At 71.7% G+C, this 16,194-nt stretch carries 13 protein-coding genes; 6 read left to right on the top strand and 7 right to left on the bottom strand.

What is annotated here, in order from left to right:
• The first annotated feature begins 63 nt into the window (after nt 1–63).
• Nucleotides 64–984 (top strand): oxidoreductase, encoded by a 921-nt coding sequence (locus A3IG_RS0126030; RefSeq protein ID WP_026220682.1) that lies wholly within the window; start codon nt 64–66, stop codon nt 982–984.
• A 117-nt stretch (nt 985–1,101) separates the two neighbouring features.
• Here A3IG_RS0126030 and A3IG_RS0126025 read toward each other — a convergent pair whose 3' ends face one another.
• The 4 genes from A3IG_RS0126025 to A3IG_RS31365 form a co-directional block, all read right to left on the bottom strand.
• On the bottom strand, nt 1,102–2,274 hold the full coding sequence (locus A3IG_RS0126025) for an FAD-dependent oxidoreductase (protein ID WP_018386523.1): 1,173 nt from the start codon (nt 2,272–2,274) through the stop codon (nt 1,102–1,104).
• Nucleotides 2,275–2,555: 281 nt separating this feature from the next.
• Nucleotides 2,556–5,309 carry a pyruvate, phosphate dikinase gene (ppdK, locus tag A3IG_RS0126020; protein WP_018386522.1) on the bottom strand — a complete coding sequence of 918 codons (2,754 nt, stop codon included), beginning with the start codon at nt 5,307–5,309 and terminating at the stop codon, nt 2,556–2,558.
• A gap of 531 nt (nt 5,310–5,840) precedes the next feature.
• Entirely contained in the window at nt 5,841–7,049 is a 1,209-nt protein-coding gene (gene dusB / locus A3IG_RS0126015) for a tRNA dihydrouridine synthase DusB (RefSeq protein WP_026220681.1), read from the bottom strand.
• Nucleotides 6,949–8,061 carry a helix-turn-helix transcriptional regulator gene (locus tag A3IG_RS31365; RefSeq protein WP_018386520.1) on the bottom strand — a complete coding sequence of 371 codons (1,113 nt, stop codon included), beginning with the start codon at nt 8,059–8,061 and terminating at the stop codon, nt 6,949–6,951. Before A3IG_RS31365 ends, dusB begins: the two co-directional genes overlap by 101 nt.
• Before the next feature lie 102 nt (nt 8,062–8,163).
• Here A3IG_RS31365 and A3IG_RS0126005 point away from each other — a divergent pair, with 102 nt between their 5' ends.
• Complete coding sequence (locus tag A3IG_RS0126005) at nt 8,164–9,675, top strand: MFS transporter (RefSeq protein WP_018386519.1); 1,512 nt, start codon at nt 8,164–8,166, stop codon at nt 9,673–9,675.
• Nucleotides 9,676–9,796: 121 nt separating this feature from the next.
• On the opposite strand, the gene A3IG_RS0126000 is transcribed toward A3IG_RS0126005, so the two are convergent.
• Complete coding sequence (locus tag A3IG_RS0126000; protein ID WP_018386518.1) at nt 9,797–11,179, bottom strand: glycine--tRNA ligase; 1,383 nt, start codon at nt 11,177–11,179, stop codon at nt 9,797–9,799.
• A gap of 187 nt (nt 11,180–11,366) precedes the next feature.
• Here A3IG_RS0126000 and A3IG_RS0125995 point away from each other — a divergent pair, with 187 nt between their 5' ends.
• The 4 genes from A3IG_RS0125995 to A3IG_RS0125980 all read left to right on the top strand — a co-directional run bounded on the left by A3IG_RS0125995 (nt 11,367) and on the right by A3IG_RS0125980 (nt 14,517).
• Nucleotides 11,367–12,302, top strand: coding sequence for a metal ABC transporter substrate-binding protein (locus A3IG_RS0125995; RefSeq protein ID WP_018386517.1), 936 nt, complete (start codon nt 11,367–11,369; stop codon nt 12,300–12,302).
• Complete coding sequence (locus A3IG_RS0125990; protein ID WP_018386516.1) at nt 12,299–13,150, top strand: metal ABC transporter ATP-binding protein; 852 nt, start codon at nt 12,299–12,301, stop codon at nt 13,148–13,150. The genes A3IG_RS0125995 and A3IG_RS0125990 overlap by 4 nt, the downstream gene beginning before the upstream one ends.
• Nucleotides 13,147–14,046 (top strand): metal ABC transporter permease, encoded by a 900-nt coding sequence (locus tag A3IG_RS0125985; protein ID WP_018386515.1) that lies wholly within the window; start codon nt 13,147–13,149, stop codon nt 14,044–14,046. Before A3IG_RS0125990 ends, A3IG_RS0125985 begins: the two co-directional genes overlap by 4 nt.
• Before the next feature lie 63 nt (nt 14,047–14,109).
• Nucleotides 14,110–14,517, top strand: a complete 408-nt coding sequence (locus tag A3IG_RS0125980) for a Fur family transcriptional regulator (protein WP_026220679.1) — start codon at nt 14,110–14,112, stop codon at nt 14,515–14,517.
• Nucleotides 14,518–14,574: 57 nt separating this feature from the next.
• Here A3IG_RS0125980 and A3IG_RS0125975 read toward each other — a convergent pair whose 3' ends face one another.
• Together A3IG_RS0125975 and A3IG_RS0125970 are read right to left on the bottom strand one after the other, a co-directional pair.
• Entirely contained in the window at nt 14,575–15,429 is an 855-nt protein-coding gene (locus tag A3IG_RS0125975) for a dioxygenase family protein (protein ID WP_018386513.1), read from the bottom strand.
• 355 nt (nt 15,430–15,784) lie between these two features.
• Nucleotides 15,785–16,189 (bottom strand): winged helix-turn-helix transcriptional regulator, encoded by a 405-nt coding sequence (locus tag A3IG_RS0125970; protein WP_040912369.1) that lies wholly within the window; start codon nt 16,187–16,189, stop codon nt 15,785–15,787.
• Nucleotides 16,190–16,194 lie beyond the last annotated feature (5 nt).

Here is a 16,194-nt window from a genome sequence, read left to right as displayed (position 1 = left end):
GCCCGTCTACCCTGGGGCTGCACAGGCACGGCACCCGCAGACCCCCGGACCCGGGAGACGGCAGTGGCAGGCTGGACAGCAGCAGACATACCCGATCAGAGCGGGCGCACAGCCGTGGTGACCGGAGCCAACAGCGGCCTCGGCTACTGCACCGCACGCGAACTGGCCCGGCACGGTGCCCGGGTGGTACTCGGCTGTCGGGACCAGGCCCGGGGCAGGACTGCCCTTGACCGCATCCGCGCGGAAGTGCCGGACGCCGACCTGGTGCTGGCCCCGCTCGACCTGGCCGACCTCGCCTCGATACGGTCGTTCGCCGAGGAGTACCCACCGGACGGCCTGGACCTGCTGGTCAACAACGCCGGAGTGATGGCGTTGCCACGCCGCACCACCGCGGACGGTTTCGAGACGCAGTTCGGGGTGAACCACCTGGGGCACTTCGCCCTGACGGGGCTGCTCCTGCCCAAGCTGCTCGCCAGGCCCGGCGCCCGGGTGGTGAGCGTGTCCAGCGGCCTGCACGTCCTGGGCAACCCGGACTTCGGTGACCTCAACAGCGAACGCGCGTACCACCGTTGGTTGGCCTACGGGCGCAGCAAGAGCGCCAACCTGCTGTTCACCCACGAGCTGGCCCGCCGTGCGGAGGCCGCCGGCGCCGACCTCGTCGCCACCGCCGCGCACCCCGGCTACGCCTCCACCAACCTCACCACGGCCGGCGCCCGCATGGAGGGCCGCCGCACCCGGGAACGCCTCGCCGCCCTGGGGGACCGCCTGTTCGCCCAGTCCCCCGACGCCGGCGCCCTCCCCACGCTGTACGCCGCCACCGCCGCGGGGGTGCGCCCCAACTCCTTCCACGGTCCGCGCTTCCTGTCCTGGCGCGGCTCCCCGGCCCCTTCCTGGCGCGCCCGCAGGACGCGCGACGACAAGCCCGCGGAGCTGCTGTGGAGCGCCTCGGAACAGCTCACCAAGGTGCGGTTCCCGGAGTTCTGACCCGCGAGGGCCCCGGGGGTTCCGGTTGCCGGGCCCTGCCGGGCCGGGCGGGCCCGGCGGCCGGGTCGAAGGAGGCCGCGGGTGCGGGGGGTTTCCCGCGGCCTCCCGATCGTGGGGTCAGCCGTCGATGACCCTGGCCAGCCTGGCGATCAGGCGGCGGTTGACCGGGGGGAGCGAGGAGACCAGGGGCGCGACCCGGTCCCGCACGGCCCCCATGGACGGGCTCTTGGCCGTGGCGAGGTCGTTGATCCGCCGGGTGAACTCCACGGCCTCCTTGGCGATCTGACGTCGGACCCGCTCGTAGTCGTCGAGGGTGTCCACCCCGTCGCGCAGCGTGGAGACCAGGGTGTTGCCGAGGGTGATGCCGTCCTGGATGCCGAGGTTCATGCCCTGCCCGACGATGGGGCTGTTCAGGTGGGCGGCGTCGCCGGCGAGGAAGATCCGTCCTGCGCGGAAACGCTCCGCGATCCGGTGGTGGACCTTGGTGTGGGAGCTGCCCACCACCTCGCGCACCCGGATGCGGTGACTCTCCGGGGCCCGGAGCCTGAGCAGCTCCTGGGCGAGCTGCGGGCTGAGCGGCTGCTCGGGCACCTGGTCCACCGAGATGCACACCCGGTGGAGCCCCGACGGCATCCGCCCCATGATGACGGCCCCGTGGCGGGAGAAGAACAGGTGGATCTCGTCGGGCGGCGGCCCGTCGCTCAGGAGCAGGTCGGCCAGGAGGAACGACTGCCGGAACGTCTCACCGGGGAAGGCCACCCCGGCGTACCTGCGTACCGCGCTGCGGGCTCCGTCCGCGCCGACGGCGTACCTGGCCCACAGGGTGTGCCGCTCACCGTCCGAGCCCTGGAGGGTCGCGGTGACCCCGTCCTCGTCCTGGGTGAGCGCCGTCAGCCGCCACGGCCGGTGCACCCGGCCGCCCAGCTCCCGCAGCCGGCCGAGCAGGGCCTCCTCGGTGTGGTGCTGCGGCATGACCACGGCGAACGGGTACGGAGTGGCGAGCCGGTCCACGTGGAGCGTGGCTATGGTCCGGTCACGGTCGCCGGAGAACGCCCGTATGCGCTGGGCCTGGTTGCCCGTCTTGGCCAGCCGCTCGGCGACCTGGAGCTGGTCGAGCATCTGGAGGGTCCGGGGGAGGGTACCCACGGCGCGGGAGTAGTTCGCGCCCTCGTCCACCTGGTCCACGGCCACGAAGGGGACCTCCGCGGTGGCGAGTGTGGAGGCCAGGGCCAACCCGGTGGGGCCGGCGCCGACGATCAGGACATCTGTGCGGGTGGGAAGTGCGGCCATCGTGAGGTCCTCCGTCCCTGTGCTGACAGCCCGCAGGCTGGTACCTCACCACCAGCTTAATTCAGCGGCTGGTGATTTTCTCGCCCATCCGGAATATGGGCGTCGGCCCTGGATTCTCGGTAGATTCCCAGTACTCAGCGGTGAGGCGGAGACGCGGCGCACAGGATAGCGGTCTAGACCTCCCTCCTTTACCTGAGCAAAATCGTTCATGTGCACGAAAGCGGGGGCGGCGCCTCCGCACCAGGCGCCGCCCCCATTCACGGTGGTCTAGCGGTCCGCGCTCACCTGCTGTCGCTGCCCACGGCCTCGGCCGCCGCGCGACCGGCCTCCAACCTGGCCACCGGGATGCGGAACGGCGAGCAGGACACGTAGTCCAGGCCGACCTCGTGGAAGAAGTGCACCGACTCCGGGTCCCCGCCGTGCTCCCCGCAGACGCCCAGCTTCAGGTCGGGACGGGTGCCCCGGCCCTCCCGGACCGCCTGGCGGACCAACGCCCCCACGCCGTCCCGGTCAATCGTCTCGAATGGCGAGACCCCGAAGATGCCCTTCTCCAGGTAGGCGGTGAAGAAGGACGCCTCCACGTCGTCCCGGCTGAATCCCCACACCGTCTGGGTGAGGTCGTTGGTGCCGAACGAGAAGAACTCGGCCGCCTCGGCGATCTGCCCCGCGGTCAACGCGGCCCGGGGCAGTTCGATCATCGTCCCCAGGGCCAGCGACAGATCCACCCCGGTGTCCCCGCGGACCTCGTCGATGACCTGTTCCGCCTCCTCGCGGACCAGCTCGAGCTCCTGCACCGTGCCGACCAGCGGGATCATGATCTCTGCCCGCGGGTCGCCGTTGGCCCGGAGCCTCCGGGCCACCGCCCGGGCGATGGCCCGGACCTGCATGGTGAACAGCCCGGGGATCACCAGGCCGAGCCGGACCCCGCGCAGACCCAGCATCGGGTTCTGCTCGTGCAGCTTGTGCACGGCCTGGAGCAGCCGCAGGTCGTTCTCGTTGGCGTCCTTGCGGGCCTCGGCCAGCGCCACCCGCACCGACAGCTCGGTGATGTCCGGCAGGAACTCGTGCAGCGGCGGGTCCAGGAGCCGGACGGTCACCGGCAGCCCGTCCATCGCCTCGAACAGCTCGACGAAGTCGTCCTCCTGGAGCGGGAGCAGCACCGCGAGGGCCTGTTCCCGCTCCTCCTCGGTGTCGGCGAGGATGAGCTTCTCCACCAGCTCCCGCCGCTCCCCGAGGAACATGTGCTCCGTGCGGCACAGCCCGATGCCCTGCGCCCCGAAGCGCCGGGCCCTGGCCGCGTCCTCGGCGTTGTCCGCGTTGGCCCGCACCCGCAGCCGGCGCACCCGGTCGGCGTAGGCCATGATCCGGTGGACCGCCCGGACCAGCTCGTCGGCGTCCTCCGCGCCCGCGTGCATGCGGCCCTCGAAGTACTCCACCACCGGGGACGGCACCACCGGGACCTCACCGGTGTAGACCCGGCCGGTGGAACCGTCGATGGAGACGGTGTCACCCTCCTCGATCACCACCCCGCCCGGCGCCGTCATCCGACGGCGCTTGGTGTCCACCTCCAACTCCTCGGCACCGCAGACGCAGGTCTTGCCCATGCCCCGGGCGACCACCGCGGCGTGCGAGGTCTTGCCGCCCCTGGAGGTGAGGATGCCCTCGGCCGCGATCATGCCGTTGAGGTCGTCGGGGTTGGTCTCCCGGCGGATCAGGATGACCTTCTCGCCGGAGCGCGACCACTTCACCGCGGTGTAGGAGTCGAAGACCGCCTTGCCCACCGCGGCGCCGGGCGACGCGGCGATCCCCCAGGCGATCCGCTCCGCCGGTGCGGCCACGCCGCCCGACGGGCCGCCCTTGCCCCGTTCCTGGAGGGCGGCCGGGTCGAAACGGGGGAACATCAACTGGGCGAGTTGGCTGCCGTTCACCCGTTGCAGCGCCTCGGCCTCGTCGATCAGTCCCTCGTCCACCAACTGCGTGGCGATGCAGAACGCGGCGGCGGCGGTGCGCTTGCCCACCCGCGTCTGGAGCATCCACAGCTTGCCCCGCTCGATGGTGAACTCGATGTCGCACAGGTCCAGGTAGTGCCGTTCCAGCACCTCCATGATCCGCAACAGCTCGGCGTACGACGCGCCGTCCAGCCGCTCGAGCTCGGCCAGCGGGATGGTGTTGCGGATGCCGGCCACCACGTCCTCGCCCTGGGCGTTGGACAGGTAGTCCCCGTAGACCCCCTGGTGGCCGGAGGCCGGGTCACGGGTGAACGCCACCCCGGTGCCGGAGTCAGGACCGAGGTTGCCGAAGACCATGGAACATATGTTGACGGCCGTGCCCAGGTCGTTGGGGATGCGCTCCTGGCGGCGGTAGAGCCGTGCCCGCTCGCCGTTCCAGGAGTCGAAGACCGCACGTACGGCCAGGTCCATCTGCTCCCTGGGTTCCTGCGGGAACTCCCGCCCCGCTTCCTTGAGCACGATCGCCTTGAAGTCCTCGACCAGCTGGCGCAGGTCGTCGGCGTCGAGGTCGAGGTCGGTCTCCGCGCCCCTGGCCCGCTTGGCCTCGGCCATCGCCTCCTCGAACAGGTCCCCGTCCACGCCGAGCACCGTCTTGCCGAACATCTGGACGAGCCGCCGGTAGGAGTCCCAGGCGAACCGCTCGTCCCCGGCCTGGTGGGCCAGGCCCGACACCGAGGCGTCGGTCAGCCCGATGTTGAGCACGGTGTCCATCATCCCGGGCATGGAGAACTTCGCCCCGGACCGGACGGAGACCAGCAGCGGGTCGTCCTGCTGCCCCAGCTTCTTGCCCATCCGCCGCTCCAACGCCTCGAGGTGCGCACTCACCTCGTCGCGCAGCGCGGCCGGCTCGCTGCCACTTTCCAGATAGACCCGACACGCCTCGGTGGTGATGGTGAAGCCCGGAGGGACGGGCAGGCCGAGGTTGGTCATCTCGGCGAGGTTCGCCCCCTTCCCGCCGAGCAGGTCCTTGAGGTCTTTGTTGCCCTCGGTGAAGTCGTAGACGAATTTCTGCGCCTGTTCCGACACGGGTCAGCTCCTCGCCGCACGGATGCCCTGACGGCGGGGAGCGTACCCAAATCAAAGGCGGATGAGAGCGTTCACGACGGCCAGGCAGCGGCCAACCACCCATCCGACAGAAGATCGAAAGGGATTCACGCCATGGCGCCTACGATCCTCCAATCGGGCCAACGTTGTCATGGCGAGTTCACTGGTTGAACGGGCGAGGACACGCCGCACCGGAACCCGCCCGTTCTACGCGCAACCGCCGGACCGACGACTGCGCAGGGTGACCGGACTCTTGGACCTGTGCAGTCAGCAGAGGTGGCACGGGGTGCCATGTCTTGGACAGTTGTCGGCGGGGCCCCACCGGGTGGGCCCGCCAACGCGACGCGAAACGGTCGCCTGTCCCCGGGTGGCAGGTGGTGAGGATCACGCCAGGACCCGCATCCGGCCATCTCGGCATACGGACATCAACCCGGGCGACGGGCGGGCGGACCCGGGCATCCCCCACTGGACCGGCCCGCCGGCCGGCGCGCGACCACTGCCCGGGGGCCCGGTTCAGCCGCCGGAGACGTCCGACTCGGCCCCGTCGCTGGGGACGGCCGCGTCGTACGGGTCCCGAAGCCAGCCGTCAGGAAGCACCACCCGCCGGCTCCCCGTGGTCCGCCCCCGGGGCCCCTCCGCCCCCACCGGCCACGGCTGGTCCAGGTCCAGCGCCGCCAGGTGCTCCTCGAGCTCGGCCAGCGACGACGCCATGGCCATGCGCTGGCGCAGCGTGGAACCCACCGCGAAGCCCTTGGTGTACCAGGCCACGTGCTTACGGAAGTCGATGACACCCCGTGCCTCATCGCCCAGCCACAGGCCCAGCAGTTCGGCGTGCCGCACCATCACCGCGGCGACCTCCTTCAGCGTGGGCCGCGCCGGGGCCCCGCCGCCGGTGAAGGCCCCCACCAGGTCCGCGAAGAGCCAGGGGCGCCCCAGACAGCCGCGCCCCACCACCACGCCGTCGCACCCGGTCTCCCGGACCATGCGCACCGCGTCCTCGGCGCTGAAGACGTCCCCGTTGCCGAGCACCGGCACCTCGGACACGGCCTCCTTCAGCCGGGCGATGGCCGACCAGTCCGCGGTGCCGCCGTAGTGCTGCTGCGCCGTCCTGCCGTGCAGCGCGATCGCGGCCACACCCTCCTCGGCGGCGATCCGGCCGGCGTCGAGATAGGTCAGGTGGTCGTCGTCGATGCCCGTCCGCATCTTCATGGTCACCGGCAGCGACCCGGCGTTGCCCACGGCGGCCCGCAGGATGGCCCGCAGCAGGGGCCGCTTGTACGGCAGCGCGGAACCGCCGCCCCTGCGGGTCACCTTGGGCACCGGGCAACCGAAGTTGAGGTCCACGTGGTCGGCCAGGTCCTCGTCCACGATCATGCGCACGGCGCGCCCGACGGTGTCCGGGTCCACGCCGTACAACTGCAGGGAACGCGGGCGTTCACCGTCCTGGAAACGGATCAGCCGGAGGGTCTTGGCGTCCCGCTCCACCAGCGCCCGGGTCGTGATCATCTCGCTGACGAACAGGCCCCGGTGGGGCTCCGGCCGGCTCCGGGCGGCGCCCCCGGAGCCGGGGGCGGCGGTGGTGGGCGCGGCCGGGCGCGGGGAGCCGGCCGTGGCGGCGAACTCACGGCACAGGGTGCGGAACGGGGCGTTGGTGATCCCCGCCATCGGCGCCAGCACCACCGGGGGTTCCACGGTGTGCGGCCCGATCTGCAACTGGCTCAACGACGTCCTCCGGCAGTGCGACGGCAGAACTCCCATTCTCCCACGCCCCGGCCGGGGCGCCCTCCCCGACGGACGCCCGCACCGCCCTGGCGTGCAGCCGGACCAGCCGCTCCCGGGTGCTGTCGTTCCTCGGCGTGTACACCACCATCCGCGGCCCGGGGCGGGGGCCCAGCCACATCGAGGTGTGGTCGAGGTCGAGCCGGCCGACGAACGGGTTGAGGAAGCACTTGACGCGGGTGTCCGGCTGGACCACCTCGTGCCGCTGCCACACCTCGCAGAACTCAGGCGACGCGTCCTGCAACCGCCTGAGCAGGTGCTTCCAGGTCGGGTCGGTGAGGTGTTCGGCCATCGAGGCACGGAGCTTCCCGGCCATCACCCGGACCGCTTCCTCCCGGTCCACCAGCGCCTCGTGCCACACCGGGTGGGTGAGGGACAGCCACAGCACGTTGCGGTCCTCGCGGGGGAGTTGGTCCAGGTCCCCGAGGAGCAGCGCGTAGGTGCGGTTGTAGGCCAGGATGTCGTACCTGCTGTTCTGCACGCACGCCGGGAACGGCTCGAGCTGCCGCATGGCCGCCAGCGCCGCCGGGGTCACCACGGCGCAGTGCCCCGTGCGCGTGGGGTCGGACTCCCCCGCCAGCACGAACAGGTGCCGCCGCTCGTTGGCGTCCAGCAGCAGGGCGCGCGCCACCGCGTCCAGCACCTGGGCGGAGACGTGGATGTCCCTCGCCTGCTCGAGCCAGGTGTACCAGGTGACCCCCACGGCCGCGAGCTGGGCCACCTCCTCCCGGCGCAGCCCCGGGGTGCGGCGACGGGGACCGCGGGGCAGCCCCACCTGCTCCGGCGTGATCCGCTCCCGGCGGCTGCGCAGGAACGCCGCGAGTTCCCGGCGTCTGGCCCGGTCGGTGGGCGGGAGGTCACCGGCGGGTGTTCCCGGGCCCGCCGCCTGGACCGGGGCCGCCGCCTGGACCGGGACCTCGGCCGGGCCGCGGCCGACCGTCGTGGTGGTGCTCATGCCCCCCAGGATGGGGCATCGTCCAGCCGGTCGCCAGGTAGTACGAATACCCGGATAACTGCACTCTGGTACCAGGCTTGGCCGAGCAACATCGTTGGCGCTGTGACAGGAACACCGCACCACGCCCCGAGCACCATCCCGAGCCGACCCGTCCCCAACCCCAGCCACTCGCGGTCCGAGCCGAAGCCCGACTCCACCGCCGCGCACACGGCACGCTCCCCCGGACCGGACCGGCCGCTGCTCGGCACCCTCGGGTTGCTGACCGTCCTGCTCGGCGCCGCCCTGTCGATCCTCGACTTCTTCATCGTCAACGTCGCCCTGTCCACCATCGAGAGCGACCTCCACGCCGACGGGGCCACACTGGAGATGATCGTGGCCGGTTACGGCATCACCTACGCGGTGCTGCTGGTCGTCGGCGGGCGGCTGGGGGACACCTACGGACGGCGCACGTTGTTCCTCATCGGCGTGTCCACGTTCGGGGTCACCTCCCTGGCCTGCGGGGTTGCCCCGGGTGTGGTCACCCTGGTGGCCGCCCGCATGGCGCAGGGCGCGTCCGCCGCACTGATGGTGCCCCAGGTGCTCGCCACCATCCACGCGGCCTGCGCGGGCGAGCGCCGGGCGCGGGCGCTCAGCCTGTACGGGGCCATGGCGGGCCTGTCCACCATCGTCGGCCAGGTGCTCGGTGGTGTGCTGGTGGAGGCGGACGTCGCCGGGACCGGCTGGCGGTCGATCTTCCTGGTCAACGTGCCGGTGGTCCTGGTGGTGCTGGTGCTGGCGCTGCGCACGGTGCCGGACACCCGCGCGGAGCAGCCGGCCGGGATCGACGTCCCCGGCACGGTGCTGCTCGCCTCGTCCCTGCTCGCCCTGCTGGTGCCGCTCACCCAGGGGCGCGCCACGGGCTGGCCGGTGTGGTCCTGGGTACTGCTGGCCGCGCTGCCGGCGCTGCTGGCCGGGTTCGTCGCGGTGGAGCGGCGCGCGGAGCGGTCCGGGCGCGTCCCGCTGGTGCCGCCCAGCCTGCTGGCGGTGCCCGCGGTGCGCTCCGGCCTCGGCACGGCGCTGCCGCTGTTCGCCGGGTTCGGCGGGTTCATGTTCGTGATGGCGGTGGTGCTCCAGCAGGGGCTCGGCCTGGACCCGGTGGTGGCCGGTGCGACCATGGTGCCGACGGCGGCGGCGTTCTTCTTCGCCTCGCTCGTCGCCCCGCGGTGGATCGTCGCCCACGGCCGTCGCGTGCTCACCGGGGGTGCGGCGCTGCTGGCCTCCGGGGTGGCGGTGCTGCTGGGCACCGTCGCGCTCGGCTGGCCCGACCTGGAGCCGTGGTACCTGGTGCCCGGGATGACGCTGTTCGGCTTCGGCCAGGGCCTGGTCATGACGCCGCTGTTCCGGGTGGTGCTCGCCGAGGTCCCCGGGGACCGCGCCGGGGTCGGCAGCGGGGTGCTGATCACCGCGCAGCAGTCCAGCCTCGCCCTGGGCGTGGCCACGCTGGGCTCGCTCTTCGCGGAGCTGTCGTCCGACGGCGGCATGGGCGACGCGTGGCGGACGGTCCTCGCCGTCCAGTTCGCCGTCTGCCTGGCCACCGTCTGGCTCACCACCCGCCTGCCCCGCCGCGTGGCCTGATCCGCGGCCACGCCCGGGCTGGCCGTGGTGCCACGGGAACAGCCCCACGCCTTCGCGGCGTGGGGCTGTTCCGGCGTCGTCGGGCCCGCCGCCCCCGGGAGCTGCGGGCGCCCGCCCCTGGTCAGCAGCCCAGGAGGCGTCCCGCCAGGTAGCTCTCCACCTGGTCCAGGGAGATCCGCTGCTGCTCCATGGAGTCCCGCTCGCGCACGGTGACCGCGTTGTCCTCGAGGGTGTCGAAGTCCACGGTGACGCAGTACGGCGTGCCGATCTCGTCCTGGCGGCGGTAGCGGCGGCCGATGGCGCCGGCGTCGTCGAACTCCACGTTCCAGTGGCGGCGCAGGTCGGCGGCGAGACCGCGGGCCTTCGGGGAGAGTGCGGGGTTCCGGGACAGCGGGAGGACCGCGACCTTCACCGGGGACAGGCGCTGGTCGAGGCGGAGCACCACCCGCTTCTCCATCACGCCCTTGGCGTTGGGCGCCTCGTCCTCGACGTAGGCGTCGAGGAGGAAGGCGAGCATGGCGCGGTTCACACCGGCCGCCGGCTCGATCACGTAGGGGAACCAGCGCTCCCCGGCCTCCTGGTCGAAGTACGAGAGGTCGGTGCCGGACGCCTTGGAGTGGGCGGCCAGGTCGTAGTCGGTGCGGTTGGCGATGCCCTCCAGCTCACCGAACTCGCCGCCGCCGAACTCGAAGCGGTACTCGATGTCCACGGTGCGCTTGGAGTAGTGGGACAGCTTCTCCTTGGGGTGCTCGAGGAAGCGCATGTTCTCCTCGCGCAGTCCCAGGCCGGTGTACCAGTTCCAGCGCTCGGCGAGCCAGTACTCGTGCCACTTCTCGTCCTCGCCCGGCTTGACGAAGAACTCCATCTCCATCTGTTCGAACTCGCGGGTGCGGAAGATGAAGTTGCCCGGGGTGATCTCGTTGCGGAAGGACTTCCCGGTCTGGGCGATGCCGAACGGGGGCTTCCGGCGGGACGTCTGCTGGACCGCGGCGAAGTTGATGAAGATGCCCTGGGCGGTCTCGGGCCGCAGGTACGCCACCGACCCGGTGTCCTGGGTGGGGCCGAGGTGGGTGGAGAGCAGTCCGGAGAACTGCTTGGGCTCGGTGAACGTGCCCTTGTTGCCGCAGTTGGGGCAGTTCAGGTCGGTCAGGCCGTTCTCCGGCAGCCGGCCGTGCTTGGCCTCGTAGGCCTCCTCCAGGTGGTCGGCCCTGAAGCGCTTGTGGCACGAGGTGCACTCGGTCAGCGGGTCGGTGAACGTGGAGACGTGGCCGGACGCCTCCCAGACCTCCCGGGCCAGGATGACCGAGGAGTCGATGCCGACGACGTCGTCACGGGAGGTGACCATCGCCCGCCACCACTGGCGCTTGAGGTTCTCCTTCAGCTCCACTCCCAGCGGCCCGTAGTCCCAGGCCGCCCGCTGACCTCCGTAGATCTCACTGCAGGGGTAGACGAAGCCACGGCGCTTGCTCAGGCTGACGATGGTGTCGATCTTGTCGGCGGCCACAGTGCTCTCTTCATACGACGAAGCGGTCAGTGGGGTCCGCTGGCGGGCGGGCGGGCCGCGGTGCCGAGCGAATACCTCAGGTTACCGGCGCTGGCACCCCCGGTTCCAAATCGGTTGATGGTCATCGGACCGGTCAGGACCGTACCTCAATTGACAACCGTTTCCAGATTTGTTGATAATGATTTTCATGAACGTACGTGATCCGCTCATATCCGCCTCCGTGGCCGGAGTCGCCGCACTCGTCGTGTTCGGCGCCACCGGATGCGCCTCGGACGAGGCGGTCGGTGACGACGGCCGGGTGGACGCCACCACCACCCTCTACCCCCTGCAGTACGTCACCGAGCGCGTGGGCGGGACGCACGTGAAGGTCACCAACCTCGTCAAGCCCGGTGCCGAGCCCCATGACCTGGAACTCTCCGCGCGGCAGACCGGCGAGCTCGGCGACGCCGACCTGGTGGTCTACCTCAAGGGCCTGCAACCGGCGGTGGACGAGGCCGTCGAGCAGGCCGGCGTGGACCACGTCGCGGAGGCCACCGAGTACTCCGCCCTGGTGGAACACGAGGGCGAGGAGCACGGCGACGAGGAGGGCGGCCACGACCACGACCACGGCGACCCGCACATTTGGCTGGATCCCACCCGGCTGGCCAAGGTCGCCGAGGGCGTGCGGGACGAGCTCTCGGACGTCGATCCGGACCACGCCGACGACTACCGGGCCAACGCCGCGACGCTGGTCAAGGAGCTCAAGGCGCTGGACAGGGAGTTCCAGGAGGGCCTGGCCACCGTGCAGAACCGTACCTTCGTCACCACCCACTCCGCGTTCGGTTACCTGGCCGAGCGCTACCACCTGAAGCAGGTGGCCATCAACGGGGTGAACCCCGAGGCCGAGCCCAGCCCCGCCCGCCTCGCCGACCTGGAGGAGACGGTCAAGGACGAGAAGGTGACCACGATCTTCTTCGAGTCGCAGGCCAGCCCGAAGACCGCGAAGACGCTCGCCAAGGACCTCGGCCTGCGCACCGCGGTGCTCAATCCCCTGGAGAGCGTCAGCGACCCGGAGAAGAGCACCTACTTCACAGTGATGCGGCAGAACCTCAAGGAACTACGCGTCGCCCTGGAGGCATCGTGACCGCTCCCGCGGGCCGCTCCAAGCAGCGGCCGGAACCCCGCACGACGACACCCGACAGCGGCGCGGCTCACCCGCCCGCCGTGGTGTCCCTGCGCGGCGCCACCGCGTCCCTCGGAGGGCGCCCGGTGCTGCGCGGGGTGGACCTGACCGTCCACCGCGGCGAGGTGGTGGCGCTCCTCGGCGGGAACGGCTCCGGCAAGTCCACCACCATCCGGGCGGTGGTCGGCCAGGTTCCGCTGACCACCGGGGAGCTGGAGCTGTTCGGCACCCCGAGCAGGCGCTTCCGGCAGTGGCGGCGGATCGGCTACGTACCGCAGCGCACCACCGCGGCCAGCGGGGTGCCGGCGACCGTGCGCGAGGTGGTCTCCACCGGTCGGCTCTCCCGCACCGGGCTGCGCCCACTCGGGCGCGCCGACCGGGCGGCGGTGACCTGGGCCCTGGAGCTCGTCGGCATGGCGAACCGGGCGGACGACTCGGTCAACGCGCTCTCCGGGGGCCAGCACCAGCGGGTGCTGATCGCCCGGGCGCTGGCGTCCGATCCCGAATTGCTGATCATGGACGAACCGATGGCCGGCGTTGACCTGGCCAGCCAGCAGGTCCTGGCCGACACCCTGCGCCAGCGGGTCGCGGCGGGCACCACCGTGCTGCTGGTCCTGCACGAGCTCGGCGCCCTCGAGTCGTTGATCGACCGGGCGGTAGTGCTGCGCGACGGCCTCGTGGTGCACGAGGGTGCCCCGCCCGCCGCCACCGGGCCGCACGCGCTGCCCGGACACGACCACGTCCACCCGCACGCGACCACGGAGCCGGGGCGGACCGGTTTCCTCGACACCTGGGCAGGTCAGCCATGACCCTGGAGTTCCTCGACCACGCGTTCATGCAGCGGGCGCTGATCGCCGCGGCACTGATCGGGGTCATCGCACCCGCGGTCGGCATCTACCTGGTGCAGCGCCGACAGGCGATCATGGGTGACGGCATCGGCCACGTGGCGCTCGCCGGAGTGGCGCTCGGCTTCCTGCTCAGCGCCGACCCGGTCTGGATGGCCGTGCTGGTCGCCACCCTCGGCGCGGTGGCCATGGAGCTGATCCGCGCCCACGGCAAGACCCACGGCGACATCGCCCTGGCCATGCTCTTCTACGGCGGGATGTCCGGCGGTGTGCTGCTGATCAACCTCTCCGACGACGGCAGCAACGCCCAGTTGCTCTCCTACCTGTTCGGTTCGATCACCACCGTCTCCGAGGACGACGTCATCGTGATCAGCGTGCTCGCCGGACTGGTGATGGCGGTGACCCTGGGGCTGCGCAGGCAGCTCTTCGCGGTCTGCCAGGACGAGGAGTTCGCCCGGGTGACCGGTCTGCCGGTGCGCCTGCTCAACCTCACCCTGGCGGTCACCGCCGCAGTCACCGTCACGGTGGCCATGCGGGTGGTCGGACTGCTGCTGGTCAGCGCCCTGATGGTGATCCCGGTCGCCGCCGCCCAACAGCTCACCCGGGCGTTCGCCAGCACCCTGGTCATCGCCGTGGCCATCGGCGTGACGGTGACCCTGTCCGGCACCGTCTCCACCTACTACGTGGACGCCCCCTCCGGAGCCACCATCGTCGTCCTGGCCATCGGTGTCTTCCTCGTGGTCACCGCGATCGCGACGCCGCTGGCCGCGCGGCGCGCCCGCAGGGCGGAGGCGGAGCGCCCGGACGAGCGCCTCCCCACGCTCCCTTCGGTCACGCCCAAGGGCGACCTACCCGTTTAGGGTTGCCTTACTGGCACAATGTGCCGGAAGGACAGCACGGCCAGTCTCGAGGAGGAGAAACCGGTGAACACCGCCAACCCCCCGACGCGCGGCCGGGCGACCCGGCAGCGCGCCGCGGTCGCGTCCGCCCTCGACGAGGTGGACGAGTTCCGCAGCGCCCAGGAACTCCACGACCTGCTCCGGCACCGCGGCGACTCGGTGGGGCTGACCACGGTCTACCGCACCCTGCAGTCCCTGGCCGACGCGGGCGAGGTGGACGTGCTGCGCACCGACGAGGGCGAGGCCATGTACCGGCGGTGCAGCCGGGGACACCACCACCACCTGGTGTGCCGCTCCTGCGGGCGGACGGTGGAGGTCGAGGGTCCGGCCGTGGAGAAGTGGGCCGAAGGGGTCGCGGCCGACCACGGGTTCGTCGATGTGGCACACACGATGGAGATCTTCGGCACCTGCGCCCAGTGCGCCGGGGATTGAACCGCGCGGGCGGCTGGACGGGCACCCCCGGGTGACACCGGCGGAGCCCAGGCGCGGTCAGGCCACCTGGAACGAGCGCTTGGACAGCCCCCACCAGTAGCCGTCGATGACGCTCCTGGCCCGCTCCGCCCCGGCGCTCGAAGCGCCGAGGGCGACGAAGAGCGGGCTGAAGTGCTCGACGGTGGGGTGGGCGTAGGGCATGCCCGGCGCCTTGGTCCGGAAGTCGGCGAGCGCGTCGAGGTCGTTGCGGCGCAGCGCGTCGGCGGCCCAGGCGTCGAAGTCCACGGACCAGGCGGGTTCCGGCACCGCGCCCCCGATGATCTCGCGGGTGAGGAACGGGAGCCCGTGGGTCATGAAGCCCGAGCCGACGACGAGAACGCCCTCGTCGCGCAGGGCACGCAGTCTGCGCCCGACGTCCAGCAGGGGCTCCGCGGCGAGGGTCGGCATGCTGAGCTGCACGACCGGGACGTCGGCGAGCGGGTACATCGCCTTGAGGGGGACCCAGGCGCCGTGGTCGAGCCCCCGGTCGGGGTGCTCGTGGACCCGTTCCGGCAGCGCGGCCACGACGCGGCGGGTGAGGTCACCGGCGTCCGGGCTGGGGTAGGTCATCCGGTAGTAGCGCTCTTCGAACCCGTGGAAGTCGTAGACGAGCGGCGTCGCCGCGGCGGGAGCCGTGACCGCGACGGGCGCGGCCTCCCAGTGGGCACTGACGACGAGGATGCCGCGCGGCTTGGGCATCGACAGGGCCCAGGCGTTGAGCTGGCGCATCCAGTCGGCGTCGTCCAGCAGTGGCGGGGCACCGTGGCTCAGGTAGAGCGCCGGGAGGGGGCCGTCCGCGGCGGTCCAGAGGGACTGCGCGGCGCTCCGGGGTCCCGCTTCGGAGAGGAATCGTTCGTACGCGGCGTTGGGCATGGCGCGGCTTCCTTCGGCGCGGCGATTACTTTCGAAAAGTAACCACTTACGATTAGAAAGCATAAGTCGAAGTGTCGACGCGGACAAGTGACCGCCTGCCGCCCCGAGGACCGCCGCAGGCGTCCCGGCCACCCGTGACGGCTACCGCCGGCCCGAACCGGCCGGGCGGACAGGAATCGACCGGGGCCCCGGGGGCATCCGGAAGGGACCGGTCACGGAGGCAGCCTTGGACGAGCGCACCGAGGACACGGCGATGGACGAGCTCGCGGCGCGATGGAGGACTTCATCGGTCCGGTGACCGGCGACAACCCGACCGGGATCGAGCGCACCTGGCGTTGACGTCCCCGAGGGGACGTCACTCAGCCGAGCCCGCCCCGTGGCGGTGTTGGGCGGCGAGGATCTCCGGCATGCGGGCCTCCAGGTGCTCGATCAGGGCCAGCAGGCGGGGCGCGGTGTCCGCGCCCAACTCGGTGAGGCGGTACTCGACGTGCGGCGGGATGGTGCTGCGCACCTCGCGGTGGACGAACCCGTCGCGCTCCAGCAGGTGCAGCGTCTGGGACAGCATCTTCTCGCTGACCCCGTCCACCCGGCGGCGCAGCGCTCCGAAGCGGGTGGGCCCCTTGGCGAGGGCGGCCAGGACGAGCGTTCCCCAGCGACCGGTGAGGTGTTCAAGGACGGGCCGGGAAGGGCAGCCGCGGGCGAACACGTCGAACTCCACTGACGTGTCCGGTGCCGCCGATGCGCATCGCGGTGTGTCCATGAGCA

The organism is Wenjunlia vitaminophila DSM 41686 (assembly GCF_000380165.1).
GTDB classification, from domain to species: Bacteria; Actinomycetota; Actinomycetes; order Streptomycetales; family Streptomycetaceae; genus Wenjunlia; species Wenjunlia vitaminophila.
This window is presented reverse-complemented; position numbering and strand designations above follow the sequence as displayed.